The organism is Agrobacterium sp. 16-172Ci (assembly GCF_053522725.1).
The window spans coordinates 25,237-41,009 of record NZ_JBNWBW010000011.1 but is presented as its reverse complement, the minus strand read 5'-3'; the positions used below and the strand labels follow the sequence as shown (position 1 = coordinate 41,009).

At 62.6% G+C, this 15,773-nt stretch carries 12 protein-coding genes; 11 read left to right on the top strand and 1 reads right to left on the bottom strand.

The features are described 5' to 3' along the window. Positions 1 to 68: 68 nt before the first annotated feature. The 10 genes from ACQZ40_RS12240 to ACQZ40_RS12195 all read left to right on the top strand — a co-directional run bounded on the left by ACQZ40_RS12240 (position 69) and on the right by ACQZ40_RS12195 (position 11,402). Positions 69 to 497 (top strand): hypothetical protein, encoded by a 429-nt coding sequence (locus ACQZ40_RS12240; protein WP_080818775.1) that lies wholly within the window; start codon positions 69 to 71, stop codon positions 495 to 497. Between the two features lie 161 nt (positions 498 to 658). After that, the gene (gene ccmI, locus ACQZ40_RS12235) at positions 659 to 1,822 is read left to right on the top strand and encodes a c-type cytochrome biogenesis protein CcmI (RefSeq protein WP_448748035.1); all 1,164 of its coding nucleotides are present in this window, start codon (positions 659 to 661) and stop codon (positions 1,820 to 1,822) included. Continuing rightward, the gene (ccmE, locus tag ACQZ40_RS12230) at positions 1,819 to 2,331 is read left to right on the top strand and encodes a cytochrome c maturation protein CcmE (protein WP_174038960.1); all 513 of its coding nucleotides are present in this window, start codon (positions 1,819 to 1,821) and stop codon (positions 2,329 to 2,331) included. The genes ccmI and ccmE overlap by 4 nt, the downstream gene beginning before the upstream one ends. Further along, entirely contained in the window at positions 2,328 to 4,319 is a 1,992-nt protein-coding gene (locus ACQZ40_RS12225) for a heme lyase CcmF/NrfE family subunit (protein ID WP_020808641.1), read from the top strand. The genes ccmE and ACQZ40_RS12225 overlap by 4 nt, the downstream gene beginning before the upstream one ends. A gap of 26 nt (positions 4,320 to 4,345) precedes the next feature. After that, positions 4,346 to 4,813, top strand: a complete 468-nt coding sequence (locus tag ACQZ40_RS12220; protein ID WP_174038961.1) for a cytochrome c-type biogenesis protein — start codon at positions 4,346 to 4,348, stop codon at positions 4,811 to 4,813. Between the two features lie 153 nt (positions 4,814 to 4,966). Further along, a complete protein-coding gene (locus tag ACQZ40_RS12215) occupies positions 4,967 to 6,535 on the top strand; it encodes a Do family serine endopeptidase (RefSeq protein WP_174038962.1) in 1,569 nt (522 codons plus the stop codon). 201 nt (positions 6,536 to 6,736) lie between these two features. Further along, positions 6,737 to 7,495 carry a response regulator transcription factor gene (locus ACQZ40_RS12210; protein WP_031233368.1) on the top strand — a complete coding sequence of 253 codons (759 nt, stop codon included), beginning with the start codon at positions 6,737 to 6,739 and terminating at the stop codon, positions 7,493 to 7,495. A 9-nt stretch (positions 7,496 to 7,504) separates the two neighbouring features. Then, positions 7,505 to 8,914 (top strand): sensor histidine kinase, encoded by a 1,410-nt coding sequence (locus ACQZ40_RS12205; protein ID WP_448748067.1) that lies wholly within the window; start codon positions 7,505 to 7,507, stop codon positions 8,912 to 8,914. A 279-nt stretch (positions 8,915 to 9,193) separates the two neighbouring features. Beyond that, positions 9,194 to 9,619 carry a thiol-disulfide oxidoreductase DCC family protein gene (locus tag ACQZ40_RS12200; protein ID WP_125144621.1) on the top strand — a complete coding sequence of 142 codons (426 nt, stop codon included), beginning with the start codon at positions 9,194 to 9,196 and terminating at the stop codon, positions 9,617 to 9,619. Between the two features lie 61 nt (positions 9,620 to 9,680). Then, complete coding sequence (locus ACQZ40_RS12195; RefSeq protein WP_448748034.1) at positions 9,681 to 11,402, top strand: DUF4166 domain-containing protein; 1,722 nt, start codon at positions 9,681 to 9,683, stop codon at positions 11,400 to 11,402. 75 nt (positions 11,403 to 11,477) lie between these two features. Here the strand turns inward: ACQZ40_RS12195 and ACQZ40_RS12190 are convergent, their stop codons facing one another. Next, a complete protein-coding gene (locus ACQZ40_RS12190; RefSeq protein ID WP_448748033.1) occupies positions 11,478 to 12,341 on the bottom strand; it encodes a MipA/OmpV family protein in 864 nt (287 codons plus the stop codon). A gap of 287 nt (positions 12,342 to 12,628) precedes the next feature. On the opposite strand from ACQZ40_RS12190, the gene ACQZ40_RS12185 reads away from it, so the two are divergent. Then, positions 12,629 to 15,598 (top strand): bifunctional [glutamine synthetase] adenylyltransferase/[glutamine synthetase]-adenylyl-L-tyrosine phosphorylase, encoded by a 2,970-nt coding sequence (locus ACQZ40_RS12185; protein WP_443407130.1) that lies wholly within the window; start codon positions 12,629 to 12,631, stop codon positions 15,596 to 15,598. The last annotated feature ends 175 nt before the right edge of the window (positions 15,599 to 15,773 follow it).

The following is a 15,773-nucleotide window of genomic DNA, read 5'->3' as shown; positions in this document are numbered from 1 at the left end:
TGGGTGCGATGCGGTAAAAAAGAGGACAGGGTTTGGTTGACGTGTATGATGGCTGCCGCTCCGTGACAATGCGTTCGCTGGTGTCACGCCCGGCACTTCTCTCGATCCTGTGTGTATCGATGCTGAGCGCCTGCACCACCACGGGCACCCGCCCGGCGGGCGGCGGCCTGTTCGGCCGTTCATCGCAGCCTTCGACGCCGTTCCTTGCCAATCTGGAAGGCGGCATTGTCGGGAGAAGCGGCGTGCAGCTCGACAGGGGTGACCAGACCAAGGCGCTGGAAGCCGAATACAAGGCGCTGGAAACGGCCCCGGTCGGCACGCCTGTGTCGTGGACCGGCGATGACGCCAAGGGGCAGGTGGTCGCCAATGCGCCCTATCAGGTCGGCAACCAGAATTGCCGGCAATATTCCCACACCCTGACCGTCGACGGACGCGAAACCAGGGCGCGCGGCGCAGCCTGCCGCAATGCCGATGGAAGCTGGTCGCCGCTAACTTAAAATAGTTTGACGTAAATCAAGGTCACGGACCTTTTGCGATGACAAGAAGAGGCATGGCGGTGCAGCCGGGAAATGGCCTGCGGTGCGGCGTGATGTCTCAAATTCACGTCATCCCCGCGCTTCATGTTTCCATGTGCCGCGCATTCGAGTAATTGAGCCTTATGTTCTGGATTGTCGTTGCGATATTGACGGCGGCTGTCGCCATCGTCCTGATGTACCCGCTGATGCGGAAGACCGAGGCGTCGCAGACGCGCCGCGACGGTGAGGTCGCCGTTTATCGCGATCAGCTGGCCGAACTGGACCGCGAACGCGCCGCCGGCCTGATCGGCGACACCGAGGCGGATTATGCCCGCGCCGAAATCGGCCGTCGGCTTCTCGCCGCCGCCGAAGCGGAAGAGCAATCCGGCAAAGAAACCCGGCCGCGCCGGCACAATCTCGCCGCCAGCCTCATCACGGTTCTGCTGCCCGCGCTCGGTCTCTGTCTTTACATCTGGAACGGCAGTCCGGAGGTGCCGGACATGCCGCTCGAGGCGCGTCTTGAAAAGCCCGGCAACGACATGAACCTGCTGGTCGCCCGGGCGGAACGGCATCTGGCGCAGAACCCGGAGGACGGCGCCGGCTGGGATATCCTCGCGCCGATCTATTTCAAGACATTGCGGCTTGGTGATGCCGAGCTTGCCTATCGCAACGCGCTTCGTATTCTGGGACCGAGCCCGGAACGGCTGACGGGCCTTGGCGAAACGCTGGTGGCCGGCAATGACGGCATCGTCATCGAGGCCGCGCGGGATGCGTTTGCGCAGGCCGAAGAGCTAAAACCTGGCAATCCGCGCGCCCGCTTCTATCTGGCGCTGTCGCTGGAACAGGCCGGCAAGGCCGAGGAAGCGCGCGCCGCCTTCACCGCGCTGGCGGCCGATGCACCGGCCGGCGCGCCGTGGCTGCCGCTGGTGCGCGAACATATCGCCCGGACCGGCGGCGCGGCGACCCCTGCCGCACCCGGCCCGACCGCTGAGGACATGGCGGCGGCAAAAGACATGACGGCTTCTGACCGGCAGGCGATGATCGAGGGCATGGTGTCGAGCCTCGACGCCAAGCTGAAGGAAAACCCGGCCGATTTTGAAGGCTGGATGCGGCTTGTCCGTGCCTATTCCGTGCTGAAGAACGAAGCCAAGGCCGGAGAGGCTCTGCGGGCGGGGCTGAAGGCCTTCCCGCCGGAGGGCGAGCAGGGCCGCCAACTTCTGGCGCTGGCCAAGGAACTGGGCGTTTCCGCCGGACCGATCCGCATGAGCGGGCAGCAGGATGCCGCGCCGCAGGGAGTGACGCAATGACCCGCAAACAGAAACGCCTGGCGATCATCGGCGGCGGCATGAGCTTCATCGTTGCAGCCGTGCTGCTGGTCATGTTCGCCTTCGGTCAGTCCATTGCCTATTTCTACATGCCGGCCGATCTGGAGAAAACGCCCGTCAACCCCGGCACCCGCATCCGTCTCGGCGGGCTGGTGGCGGAAGGCTCGATCAAGCGCGGCGAGGGCCGCACGGTGAGCTTCACGGTGACCGACGGTGAAGCGAACGTGCCGGTCAGCTATACCGGCATCCTGCCCGATCTTTTCCGCGAAGGGCAGGGCGTGGTGACCGAAGGCATGTTCGATGCCGCGACCCACGGTTTCGTTGCCGACAGCGTGCTGGCCAAGCACGACGAGAACTACATGCCGAAGGAAGTGGCAGACCGGCTGAAGGACAAGGGCCTGTGGCAGCATGCGGGGGAAGGCGAAGAACCCGCCGCCGCAACGCCAACGGCCAGCGCAACTTCTTCCGACAAGACCGGAGCGACCAGATGATCAACGAGATCGGCCATTATGTTCTGGTTCTGGCGCTCGGTGTGGGGCTTATCGTCTCGACGCTGCCGGTCATCGGCGCGCGCCGCAACGACCGGGCGCTGATGGATGTCGCCTCGCTCGGCTCGGTCCTGATGTTCCTGCTGGTCGCCTTCTCCTTCGCGGCGCTGACGCGGGCTTATGCCGTCTCGGATTTTTCCGTGCGCAATGTCTGGGAAAACTCCCATTCGCTAATGCCGATGATCTACAAGCTGACCGGCGTTTGGGGCAACCACGAAGGCTCCATGCTGCTGTGGCTGCTCATCCTCGTGTTTTTCAGCGCGCTCGTCGCCGCCTTCGGCCGCAACCTGCCGGAAACGCTCAAAGCCAATGTGCTTGCGGTGCAGGCATGGATTTCGGTCGCCTTCCTGCTGTTTATCCTGCTCACCTCCAACCCGTTCCTGCGGCTGGAGCCGGTGCCCGCCGAGGGGCAGGACCTCAATCCCATTCTTCAGGATTTCGGCCTCGCCATCCATCCGCCGCTGCTTTACCTCGGTTATGTCGGCTTTTCCGTCTGCTTCTCCTTTGCCGTTGCGGCGCTGCTGGAAGGACGCATCGACGCCGCCTGGGCGCGCTGGGTGCGGCCATGGACACTCGCCGCATGGACCTTCCTGACCGCCGGCATCTCCATGGGCTCCTACTGGGCCTATTATGAACTCGGCTGGGGCGGCTGGTGGTTCTGGGATCCGGTGGAAAACGCTTCCTTCATGCCGTGGCTTGCCGGAACCGCGCTGCTGCATTCGGCGCTCGTCATGGAAAAGCGTGAGGCGCTGAAGATCTGGACTGTGCTTCTGGCGATCATGACCTTTTCGCTGTCGCTGCTCGGCACCTTCCTCGTCCGCTCCGGCGTGCTCACCTCGGTCCACGCTTTCGCTACTGATCCGAGCCGCGGCATCTTCATTCTCGGCATCCTGACCGTCTTCATCGGCGGCGCCTTCGCGCTCTTTGCATGGCGTGCACCTTCCCTGAAGGCCGGTGGCCTGTTTGCGCCGATCTCGCGCGAAGGGTCGCTTGTCCTCAACAACCTCATCCTGACGGTCTCGACCGCGACCGTGCTGATCGGCACGCTTTACCCGCTCATTCTGGAAACGCTGACGGGCGAAAAAATCTCGGTCGGCGCGCCTTTCTTCAACCTCACCTTCGGTCTGCTGATGATCCCGATCCTGATCGTCACGCCTTTTGGACCGATGCTCGCCTGGAAGCGCGGCGATCTTCTCGGAGCCTTCCAGCGGCTTTATGTGGCGGCAGCGCTTGCAGCCCTTGCCGGGCTGACGCTCTGGTACATCGAAAATGGCGGTCCGGTGCTGGCCGCACTCGGCATCGCCGCCGGTTTCTGGCTGATCTTCGGCGCTTTCGCCGATCTCTGGTATCGCGCCAATTTCGGCAAGCTCGCCTTCGGTATCGCGTTTCGCCGCCTGAAGGGCCTGCCGCGTTCGGCCTTCGGCACGGCGCTGGCGCATATGGGGCTTGGCATCACCGTGCTCGGCATCGTCATCGTCACCACTTTCGAGACCGAGACGGTCCTGGAAATGAAAGAGGGCATGGCGGCGGAAGCGGGCGGTTACAGCCTGACCTTCGATGGCGTCCGCCACGCCGTCGGCCCGAATTTTACCGAGGATCGCGGCCATTTTACCGTGCGCAAGGCGGGGGTGGAGGTGGCCGATGTCTGGTCGTCCAAGCGGCTCTATACCGCGAGGCGCATGCCGACGACGGAAGCCGGCATCCTGACCTTCGGCCTCAGCCAGCTTTATGTCTCGCTGGGTGACCCCATGGCCGATGGCGGCATGGTGGTGCGCATCTGGTGGAAACCCTTCATCCTGTGCATCTGGGGCGGCACGCTGTTCATGATGGCGGGCGGTTTTATCTCGCTCTCCGACAGACGGTTGCGGGTCGGAGCGCCGAATCGCAAGGCGAAGCCGGTGCGGGCTGCAATGCCGGAGGCGGCGGAATGAGTGCGGCCTTGTTCCGGGGAACAGGAATGAGGGAGAGAGTGGCAAGGCTCGCTCTTATTCTCACCCTCATCTTCGCAGCAGCCTCTCCGGCCTTCGCGTTCAATCCGGACGAAGTGCTGAAAGACCCCGTGCTGGAGCAGCGCGCCCGCAACCTCACGTCTCAGCTCCGCTGCATGGTCTGCCAGAACCAGTCCATCGACGACAGCAATGCCGAGCTGGCGCGTGACCTGCGGGTTCTGGTGCGCGAACGGCTGGTCGAGGGCGACAGCGACAAGGCCGTCATCGATTATGTCGTGTCGCGTTACGGCGAGTTCGTGCTCCTGAAACCGCGTCTCAGCCTGCGCACCGTGCTTTTGTGGGGCGCGCCCATCGGTCTCACCCTTGCGGGAATTTTCGCCGTCTTCGTGTTTTCGCGCCGTCGCGCAAGCCAGGAACAGCCGCAGAAACTGAGCGCGGACGAAGAGATGAGAATTCGCAATCTCATTGAAAAATAACCGTTTTTCATTTTTCCCCACGGTTCTTTTTCAACATTACGGATTTTTCATTCGTCAGACACTTCGCCGTAAGGTGTCGCCTCCTATATCTTCATCATCCACCGCTTCCCCGGTCAAACGGGCTCCAGTCTGAATGAAGAAAGAAGGTACACCATGTCTCATTCGCAAAACGGCCATTCCTCGCTGAAGACGGCCTCGCTGAAGACGGCTTTGAAGGCCACGACCGTTGGCGGCCTTGCGGCGCTGATGCTTTCCACCGGCATCGCCGCACCGATCCTCCATTCGTTTGCCGCCCCCGTCGAGGTGACTGCGCCGCAGGTTCCGAGTTTCGCCAATGTGGTCGATGCGGTATCGCCTGCCGTCGTCTCCGTTCGCGTGCAGTCCAACGTGCAGCCCGCTTCCGATGATAGCAGCAATTTCTCCTTCAATTTCGGTGGCCGTGGCCTCGACCAGCTGCCGGACGACCATCCGCTGAAGCGCTTCTTCAAGGAATTCGGCGGCCCCAACCAGGATCGCTCCGACCGTGGCCCGAACCGCCACCGTGACGGCAAGGGTCCGCTGCGCCCCGTCGCTCAGGGCTCCGGCTTCTTCATTTCCGAAGACGGTTACATCGTCACCAACAACCACGTCGTCGATGACGGCTCCGCCTATACGATCGTGATGAATGACGGTACCGAACTCGATGCCAAGCTCGTCGGCCGCGATCCGCGCACCGATCTGGCGCTGCTGAAGGTCGATGTGAACCGCAAGTTCACCTATGTCCAATTTGCCGATGACAGCAAGATCCGCGTTGGTGACTGGGTTGTCGCCGTCGGCAACCCCTTCGGTCTTGGCGGTACGGTGACATCCGGCATCATCTCGGCCCGCGGCCGCGATATCGGCTCCGGCCCCTATGACGACTACCTGCAGATCGACGCCGCCGTGAACCGTGGTAACTCGGGCGGTCCCGCCTTCAACCTCAACGGTGAAGTCGTCGGCATCAACACCGCCATCTTCTCGCCTTCCGGCGGCAATGTCGGCATCGCCTTCGCCATTCCGGCATCGGTCGCCAAGGACGTGATCGCCGACCTGCAGAAGGACGGCAAGGTGGAACGTGGCTGGCTCGGCGTGCAGATTCAGCCCGTCAGCAAGGATATCGCCGAATCGCTCGGCCTTTCCGAAGCCAGCGGCGCGCTCGTCGTTTCGCCGCAGGCCGGCTCGCCGGGCGACAAGGCCGGTATCAAGCAGGGCGACATCATCACCGCCGTCAATGGCGAGCCCGTCAAGGATGCCCGCGACCTGTCGCGCCGCATCGGCGGCATGGCGCCCAACACCAAGGTTGAAATCTCGCTGTGGCGCGGCGGCAAGTCGCAGCCTGTCACGGTAACGCTCGGCGATCTCGCCAGCGACGATGCTTCCAAGGCGACGCCTGCCCAGAACGACGACAAGGGCAGCCAGTCCTCCAGCGAAAAGGTGCTCTCCAGCCTCGGCCTGACGGTTGCGCCCGCCGATGACGGCAACGGCCTTGCCATCACCGATGTCGACCCCGACAGCGATGCCGCCGCCCGTGGCCTGAAGACGGGTGAGAAGATCACCTCGGTCAACAACCAGCAGGTCGCTTCCGCCGCCGATATCGAGAAGATCCTTGAACAGGCCAAGAAGGACGGACGCTCCAAGGCGCTGTTCCAGATCCAGACGGACGATGGCAGCCGCTTCATCGCTTTGGATATCGACCAGGGTTGATAGGCTGAAAGGCGATGCCGGTTCTTTCGGGAGCCGGCATCGTATCCCGCTCTTGAGATGGGGCGGTTGAGCATGGCAGGGCGCTACGGCCCGCTTCTTCTCCCCGCCGGGGAAGAATAAGCGGCAACCACTCACTCCACAGGCGGTCGCCCCGTCTTGAAGCCAGATAACGCCAAAGACCAGGTCTTCGGAGGAAACCTCATGGAAAACAAGGTTCAGGAAATGTCTGTCGCATCTGTTTCCGGTTGTGCGGAAAAGGGCGAGGGCGCTATTGTCCCGCACATGAAGATTCTTGTCATTGAAGACGACCTCGAGGCTGCGGCCTATATGACCAAGGCGTTCCGCGAAGCCGGGATCGTCGCCGACCATGCGAGCGACGGTGAGAGCGGCCTGTTCATGGGCTGCGAGAACGCTTACGACGTGATGGTGATCGACCGCATGTTGCCGCGCCGCGACGGACTTTCCGTCATCAGCGAGCTGCGCCGCCGCGGCATCGAGACGCCGGTTCTGATCCTTTCCGCGCTGGGGCAGGTGGATGACCGCGTCACCGGCCTGCGCGCCGGCGGCGATGATTATCTGCCGAAACCCTATGCCTTTTCCGAATTGCTCGCCCGCATCGAGGTGCTGGGCCGCCGCAAGGGCAAGCCCGAGCAGGACATGATCTACCGGGTCGGCGATCTCGAACTCGACCGGCTCTCCCACGACGTCCGCCGCAACGGCAAGGAAATCCTGCTGCAGCCGCGCGAATTCCGCCTGCTCGAATATCTGATGAAGAATGCCGGTCAGGTCGTGACCCGCACCATGCTTCTCGAAAACGTCTGGGACTATCATTTCGACCCGCAGACCAATGTCATCGACGTGCATGTCTCGCGCCTGCGCTCGAAGATCGAGAAGGACTTCGAGAAGCCGCTTCTAAAGACCATTCGCGGCGCCGGTTACATGATGAAGGACGAGGGCTGATTGGCGAAAATGGCCCGCCTCAGAATAGTGTTCCGGTCGACAGCGGTGCGCCTTTCGGCGCTCTATATTTTGCTGTTTGCGCTCTGCGCCGCCTTCCTGGTCTTTTATGTCACTGCCCTTTCCGAACGGCTGCTGAACCAGCAGACGCGTGACGCCGTCTTGCAGGAAGTCTCGGATGTGCAGCGCATCTATAATCGCGGCGGCATCAACCCGCTGCTGCGAATGATGGAACGCCGCGCCCGCCAGCCGGGGGCGAGCCTTTACGTCATCGCCGGGCCGAATGGCGAAATCCTTGCCGGCAACGTCGCTTCGGTGCAGCCGGGCGTTTTCGACAAGGAAGGCTGGACCGGTTTTCCTTTCCGTTACGAGCGTTACTCCGAAAGCGGCGACAGCGTGCAGCATCTGGCCACCGCCAATGTCTTCATGCTGGACAATGGCCTGCGCATCCTGATTGGCCGCGACCTCGGCGAACCCACCAAGTTCCGGGCGCTGGTGCGCAATGCGCTGATGGTGGCGCTCGCCATCATGGGCGGCGGCGCGCTGCTCATCTGGTTCGGCATCGGCCGCAACGCGCTGAAACGCATCGACCGCATGTCGGCGGCGACCAAGAAGATCATGGCGGGCGACCTTTCGCAGCGACTGCCGCAGGGCCGCTCCGGCGATGAATTCGACCGCCTGTCCGGCTCGCTCAACGCCATGCTCGGCCGCATCGAAAAGCTGAATGAAGGCCTGCGGCAGGTCTCCGACAATATCGCCCATGATCTGAAGACGCCGCTGACGCGGCTGCGCAACAAGGCGGCCGCAGCGCTTGACGACAATGACGAGACGAAACGGCGCGCAGCGCTTGAAGGCATCATCGCCGAATCCGACCAGCTTATCCGCACCTTTAACGCGCTCCTGATGATTTCCCGCGTCGAGGCCGGCTCAATTGCAGCAGAAATGACCGATGTGGACGTCTCGGCGATTGCCGCCGACAGCGCCGAACTCTACGAGCCGGTGGCCGAGGATGCCGGGCTTGTGCTGGAGGCCGAAATAGAGGCTGACCTTTCGGTAAAGGGCAACCGCGAGCTGATCGGCCAGGCGCTCTCCAACCTCATCGACAATGCCATGAAATATGCCTGCGAGGGCGAAGGCGATAAAAAACTCGTTGTACGTCTGGCAAGGGAACCGGAGGCCATCGTGCTCTCCGTCGCCGATAACGGCCCCGGCATTCCCGCCGAGAAACGCGGCGAGGTGCTGAAACGCTTCGTCAGGCTGGATGAAAGCCGCTCGAAACCCGGAACCGGGCTCGGCCTGTCGCTGGTGGAGGCCGTGATGGAGCTGCATGGCGGATCGCTGACGCTGTCGGACACGGATGCCACGAATGCCGCCTGTCCGGGGCTGACCGTTTCGATGGTGTTTCCCCTTCCGAAACCCTGATGCGTCTCGTACGAACCCGGCATGGTACATAACAGTCAAACCGCGCCGGTAAAACAGGGTCGAATTTTGCAGGAATGCGTGGCGTCAGAGACGCCTGCAATCTGTCCTGTGACGCAAGCGTTCGTAACCAATGGTGATCACCGATGTTTGCGTGGAAACTCCTCGAAAAATAACTGTCTTTTGCGATTGAATTGACAGATGATCGGAAGAATATTCGTCTGGATTATTGCTGAACTTCATAGGTCGGTTTGATGTGATCGACAAAAGGACTTGCGACGGATGGCAGGCACAATTCCCTTGGCCGTCGACCGGCATCACCCGATCATCCTCTTCGATGCCGAATGTGTGTTGTGTTCCGTGAATGCGCAATTCGTTCTGCGGCATGACAGGCGGGGATACTTCCGGCTCGCATCCATGCAGGGAGAAGCGGGGGCGGAAATCTATCGGCGTCATGGCATGGACCCGAAAAATCCGGTCAGCCTGCTGGTCGTGGATGGCGACAGGGTGCGGCAGGACAGCGATGCCGTGTTGAGCATCTATGAAGCGCTTGGCATGCCCTGGCTGCTGCTGGGCGTCCTGCGCATCGTTCCCGCATTCCTGCGCGATCCCGTCTATCGTTATGTCGCCCGCCATCGATACCGATGGTTCGGAAAACGCGAAGAATGCTGGGTAGCGCCGCCGGAGTACCGGGAGAGAATCCTTTGACCATGGCAATGGCCCCCCGTTCAGGTAAACCGGGCAGTGGCACAGAGGCGTCGGCAGGGTAATGAAAATATTGATCCTCGGTGGTTATGGTGTGTTCGGCGGTCGACTGGCGGAACTGCTTGCCGATATGTCCAGCCTTGAAATTCTCGTCTGCGGCCGCAGCCGCGCACGGGCGGAGGCCTTTTGCGCAGCCTGGCGCGGACAGGCGCAATTGCGCCCGCTGATGCTCGATCGCCGCGATATCGCGGACGCCCTGCGCATCCACAAGCCCGATCTTGTCGTCGATGCATCGGGGCCTTTCCAGACCTATGGCAGCGCATGTTACGGCGTGATAACGGCATGCATCGACGCTGGAATAGACTATCTCGATTTCGCCGATGCCGCCGATTTCGTTTTCGGCGTCAGCCAATTCGACGAGCGGGCAAAAGCCGCCGGTGTTTTCGTCCTGTCGGGCGTCAGCAGTTTTCCCGTCCTGACGGCCGCCGTTCTGCGCGAAATGGAAAGGGCCATGGACATTCTCGCCGTCGAGGGCGGAATAGCGCCGTCTCCTTATGCCGGGATCGGCCTAAACGTCATGCGGGCGGTCGTGGGTTATGCCGGCGCGCCGGTAAAACTCTGGCGGCATGGCGGGCCGTCGCATGGCGTCGGCCTTGCGGAAAGCAGGCGCTTCACCGTTGCCGTGCCCGGCAGGCTGCCGTTGCGCAATATTCACTTTTCGCTGGTCGATGTGCCGGATTTACAGGTGATTCCACCGGAACACCCGTCGATGACCGATATATGGATGGGGGCCGGTCCCGTGCCGGAGTTTCTGCACCGCACGTTGAACCTTCTGGCGAAAGCGCGGGCGCGGTTCGGCCTTCCCTCATTCGCGCCGCTATCGCCGCTGTTTCATGCCGTGCTGAACCGGATGCGCTTTGGCGAACATCGCGGCGGCATGTTCGTCCGCGCGCAGGGGCGTGCAGCGGGCAGGCCGATGGAGATGAGCTGGCATTTGCTGGCCGAAGGCGATGATGGCCCCTACATCCCCTCCATGGCTATCGAGGCCCTTGTCCGCAAGATGCTGAGCGGCGAGCGCCCGCTGCCCGGCGCACGCGCTGGTACGGATGCGCTGAACCTTGCCGATTACGACCGGCTTTTCCGCAGCAAGACGATCTACACGGGGTTCCGCCGCGAGGAACCCGACGTCCCGCTGTTCCGCCAGCTTCTCGGCCCGGCCTTCGATGACTTGCCGCCGCGGCTGCGGGAACTGCACGACAGCAAGGCTCCGCGACAATGGAGCGGGGTCGCCGAGATACGCCGCGGACAGGGCATGCTGGCCCGCATGGTTTCCGCGCTCGTCGGCTTTCCGCAGGCGGGAAAGCAGATTCCCGTCAGGGTCACCTTCAGGCCGGAAAAGGGCAAGGAGCGCTGGACGCGGAATTTCGGCGGGCGGCGCTTCTCGTCCACACAGTCGGCCGGCATGGGCAAGGATCAATATCTGCTGGCGGAGCGCTTCGGCGTCGTTACCGTCGCTCTGGCGCTGGTGCTCGATGGCGGCCGGCTGGCTCTCATCCCCCGGCGATGGCATCTTCTGGGCGTACCGCTGCCCGGCTTTCTTCTGCCGAAGGGTCAGAGTTTCGAGTCAGAGGAAAACGGCCGCTTCCACTTCGATGTGGAAATTTCTCTGCCCTTCATCGGTCTCGTCGTCGCTTATAAGGGCACGCTGGAACCGGCCGCCGGTTCTGTGGACCATCGCGGCCCCGGTGAAACGCCTTGCGGCGCTTCACCGGGTGAGGAGGCGTGAGGGCAGGGACGCCTTTCCTCATTGGGGACGTGCCGGAGCGCGCATCCGTGGCCGCGCGGTTCTCCTGCTCGCGGTTCAGAACGTGTAAGCGACGCCCACCATCGCAAATGGCTGAATATCCTTCTTCGACAGGGGGCTGTCCTTGGCATCCCCCAGCAGGAAGCCGACGCCGCCTGTGCCGGTGATAGACCAGTTCTCGGTCATAAGGTAAGTGACGGAGGCGCTGGCGTCGACGCGCTTGAAGCCTGATTTCGCGTCGAAGCGGCGCAGGCCCGAGCGGGCGGACTGGGCCGAGGTGACGCCGAAATAGGATTTCATGTGCTTGTCGTCGGCCCAGGTGGCGGAGAGGTCGGCGCCCAGGATGAACTGGTCCACCTTGTGCGAGACGCTGGCGCCGATGGTCGCGGTCAGGCCTTCGCTGCCGTCAATGGTCTTGTCCACCTTGGCGTAGATTTCGAAGGGGTCCACGCCATAGGCGATGACGCCGCCGACCACGCCGGCCGCCTTGATATCGCCCATTCCGCGCAGGTTTTTCCTGTCGTCCTTTTCCTTGCGCCCGGCTTCCCAGCCGCCCTTCACACCCAGCCTGAAGCCGTTGTGGTTCAAAAGGTTCACGGTGACGCCGCTGAAATCGATGCTCAGCGTATCTCCATATTCGATGGAAACCAGCGGCACGGCGCCCGCTTCCAGCTTGTCCGAACCCTCATATTTCGGGGCGTAGGCAGCACCGACACCGAGCGTGATCTTCCAGTCGCTGGAGCTGCTGTAGCGGGCATTGTCGAAATTGCCCTGCGGATCGGCCAACCGGTCCGATTTGCCGATATCGGCGGCAAAAACGGGCGTGCAGAGGGGCTGCGCCATGGGCAGCGCCGTCAGGCAAAGGGCCATCGCGCGCAGGTTCTTTTGCAATTTCGCTGTAAAAATCTGTTTCATGATCATATCCGTTGCAACACCGAGCGTTGGAAAACCGGGGAGTCGGGTTTCGTTGAGGCTGACGCTACGCGGGCACAATTGCGGAGACATTACGGGATGTGGCGCTTTGGAAAACATCGCCATCGACGGTTTTATGATCGCAAAGCGGCCTGCATTTGTTACAACGCCACATGCATGCGCCGGGAGGCTTCCAAGAGGTGCGGCGGCAGGGACGTTTCGGGTGCGGCGCATCCGGTCCTGAAAGCTGCACGTCGGGGAGCGGCGAGAGGATAGTCGGAAGAGGGAGAGACACAGTGACGAAACGGGAAACCGCTGAAAGGCGGCTGAGCGAGGTTCTGCCGGGCGTGATCCGCCCCTACACGCAGACGGAACTGAAATCCGTTCTTTCGACGCTGAAGGATATCGGCAAAAGCGAGCCGGCGGTGGCCGCGCTGCTTGCCGGGGAAAGTCCGCTGAAGGATTTTATCGCCGCGGCTTTCACGCTGTCCCCCTATCTGCGTGACATGGCGTCGGCGGATGAGGGGCTTTTGTCGCTGGCGATGTCGAAACCGCTCGAGCCGCTGCTGGCGGGTCTCGTCCATGAGGCGCGCGATTGCTGGAAGCCGGGCGAAGAAGGCGGGGTGCCGAGCGAAAATGAGGTGATGTCGCGGCTGAGGGTAGCCAAGCGGCGGCTCTCTTTCATCGCAGCACTTGCCGATCTCGCCCGCATCTTCACCGCCCGCGATACGACACGCTGGCTGAGCGACATGGCGGATGCATCGCTTTCCGCCGCCATCGATCACCTGCTGCTCGCCGCCCATGAGAGCGGCAAGCTGAAACTGAAGAATGTCGCAGCCCCCAGCGACGGGTCGGGCCTCATCGTGCTCGGCATGGGCAAGCTCGGCGCGCGCGAACTGAACTATTCTTCCGATATCGACGCCGTGGTGTTCTTCGAACCCTCAGCCAGCATCATGGACGACCCCTATGATGCGACGGAGAATTTCGGCCGGATGATGCGCCGCCTCGTCCGCATCATGCAGGAGCGCACGGCCGATGGTTACGTCTTCCGCACCGATCTTAGGCTGCGGCCAGACCCCGGCTCGACGCCGCTCGCCATCCCCGTGGAGGCGGCGCTGCTTTATTATGAGGGCAGGGGCCAGAACTGGGAACGCGCCGCCTATATCAAGGCGCGGCCGGTAGCCGGCGATATCAGGGCGGGTGAGAATTTCCTGCGCGAGCTGACGCCCTTCATCTTCCGCAAATATCTCGATTATGCGGCGATTGCCGATATTCATTCCATCAAGCGGCAGATCCATGCCCATAAGGGCCACGGCGCGATTGCGGTGAAGGGCCACAATGTCAAGCTCGGGCGCGGCGGCATCCGCGAGATCGAGTTCTTCGCGCAGACACAGCAGCTTATTGCCGGCGGCCGCATGCCGGCGCTTCGGGTGCGCGCAACGCAGGAGGCGCTTGCGGCGCTAACCGAGGCGAAATGGATCGACGCCGAGACGCGCGACAGCCTGACGGAGGCCTATTGGTTCCTGCGTGAGGTGGAGCACCGCATCCAGATGGTGCGCGACGAGCAGACCCATGTGCTACCCGACACCGAAGCCGAACTGAAGCGCATCGCCTTCATGCTCGGTTTCGAGGACACCAAGGCCTTTTCGGAAAAGCTGGAACAGGTGCTGCGGCTGGTGGAGCGGCGTTATTCGGCGCTGTTCGAGCAGGAGGTGAAACTGTCTGGCGAGGCCGGCAATCTGGTCTTCACCGGCCAGAAGGACGATCCCGATACGTTAAAGACGCTCTCCGCCCTCGGCTTCGAGCGGCCGGAGGATATTTCCCGCGTCATCCGCACCTGGCACAATGGCCGCTACCGGGCGACGCAATCCGTCGAGGCGCGCGAGCGGTTGACGGAGCTGACGCCTGACCTGCTCAGGGCCTTCGGTGAAAGCAAGCGGGCCGATGAGGCGTTGCTGCGTTTCGACAATTTCCTCTCCGGCCTGCCGGCCGGCATCCAGCTCTTTTCGCTGCTCGGCAACAACCCGGCGCTGCTTGACCTGCTGGTGACGATCATGTCGTCCGCACCGCGCCTTGCCGAAATCATCGCCGCCCGCCCGCATGTCTTCGACGGCATGCTGGACCCGGCATTGATGAGCGACGTACCGACTCGCGATTATCTCGCCCACCGCATGGGAAGCTTTCTCTCCAACGCCCGGCATTATGAGGATATTCTCGACCGGCTTCGCATTTTCGCCGCCGAACAGCGCTTCCTGATCGGGGTTCGGCTTCTCACCGGCGCAATCCGCGGCGAGGTCGCCGCCCGCGCCTTCACCCACCTTGCCGATCTGGTAATCGAGGCGGCGCTGAATGCGGTTCTGGCGGAGATGGAAGCGGCGCATGGGCCTTATCCCGGCGGGCGCGTGGCTGTCATGGGCATGGGCAAGCTCGGCTCCTTCGAACTGACGGCAGGTTCGGATGTCGATCTCATCCTGCTTTACGATTATGACGACGACGCCCATGAATCGACCGGCGCAAAGCCGCTCGATGTCGTGCGTTACTTCACCCGCGTCACGCAAAGGCTGATTGCGGCGCTTTCCGCACCGACGGCAGAGGGTGTGCTTTACGAGGTGGACATGCGGCTTCGCCCCTCCGGCAACAAGGGGCCGGTGGCGACGCGTATCTCCGCCTTCGAGAAATACCAGCGCGAGGAGGCCTGGACCTGGGAGCACATGGCGCTCTCCCGCGCCCGCCTGATCTGCGGCGATGCCTCGCTGATGGAGGATGCGCGCCGCATCATCGCTTCCATCCTGTCGCAGAAGCGCGATGTGGCCAAGGTCTCTACCGATGTGCTGGAGATGCGCAGCCTGATCGAGCAGGAAAAGCCGCCGGAAAACAACTGGGATTTCAAGCTCATCAATGGCGGGCTGATCGACCTCGAATTCATCGCCCAATATCTGGCGCTGGTGGGGCCGGTGAAGGGGCTTGCCGCGCACGAACCGGGGCGCAACACGGCCGAGGCGCTGCAAGCGCTCGCCGCCCCTGTCATGGAGCCGCAGGCTTTCGATGACTGCATGGCGGCGATGGGGCTATATACGGAAATATCGCAGATCGTACGGCTGTGCATCGATGGCGCCTTCAACCCGAAGGAGGCGCCGGCGGGCCTCACCGATCTCGTTTGCCGGGCGGGGGATTGCCCTGACATTCCCACACTGGAGGGAGAGGTGAAGCGGCTGGCGAAGGCGGTGCGGAAGGCGTTTGTGGGGACGGTGAAGAATGGTGGGTGATGTGGGTGGGTAAGGCTTCACCCCCCTCTGCCCTGCCGGGCATCTCCCCCTCAAGGGGGGAGATCGATATGCGGCAACGGCGCGATCATCTCAAACGTTGCGAATTTGGCGGGGAGCATCCGTCTAGCTGATCTCCCCCCTTGAGGGGGAGATGCCCGACAGGGCAGAGGGGGGT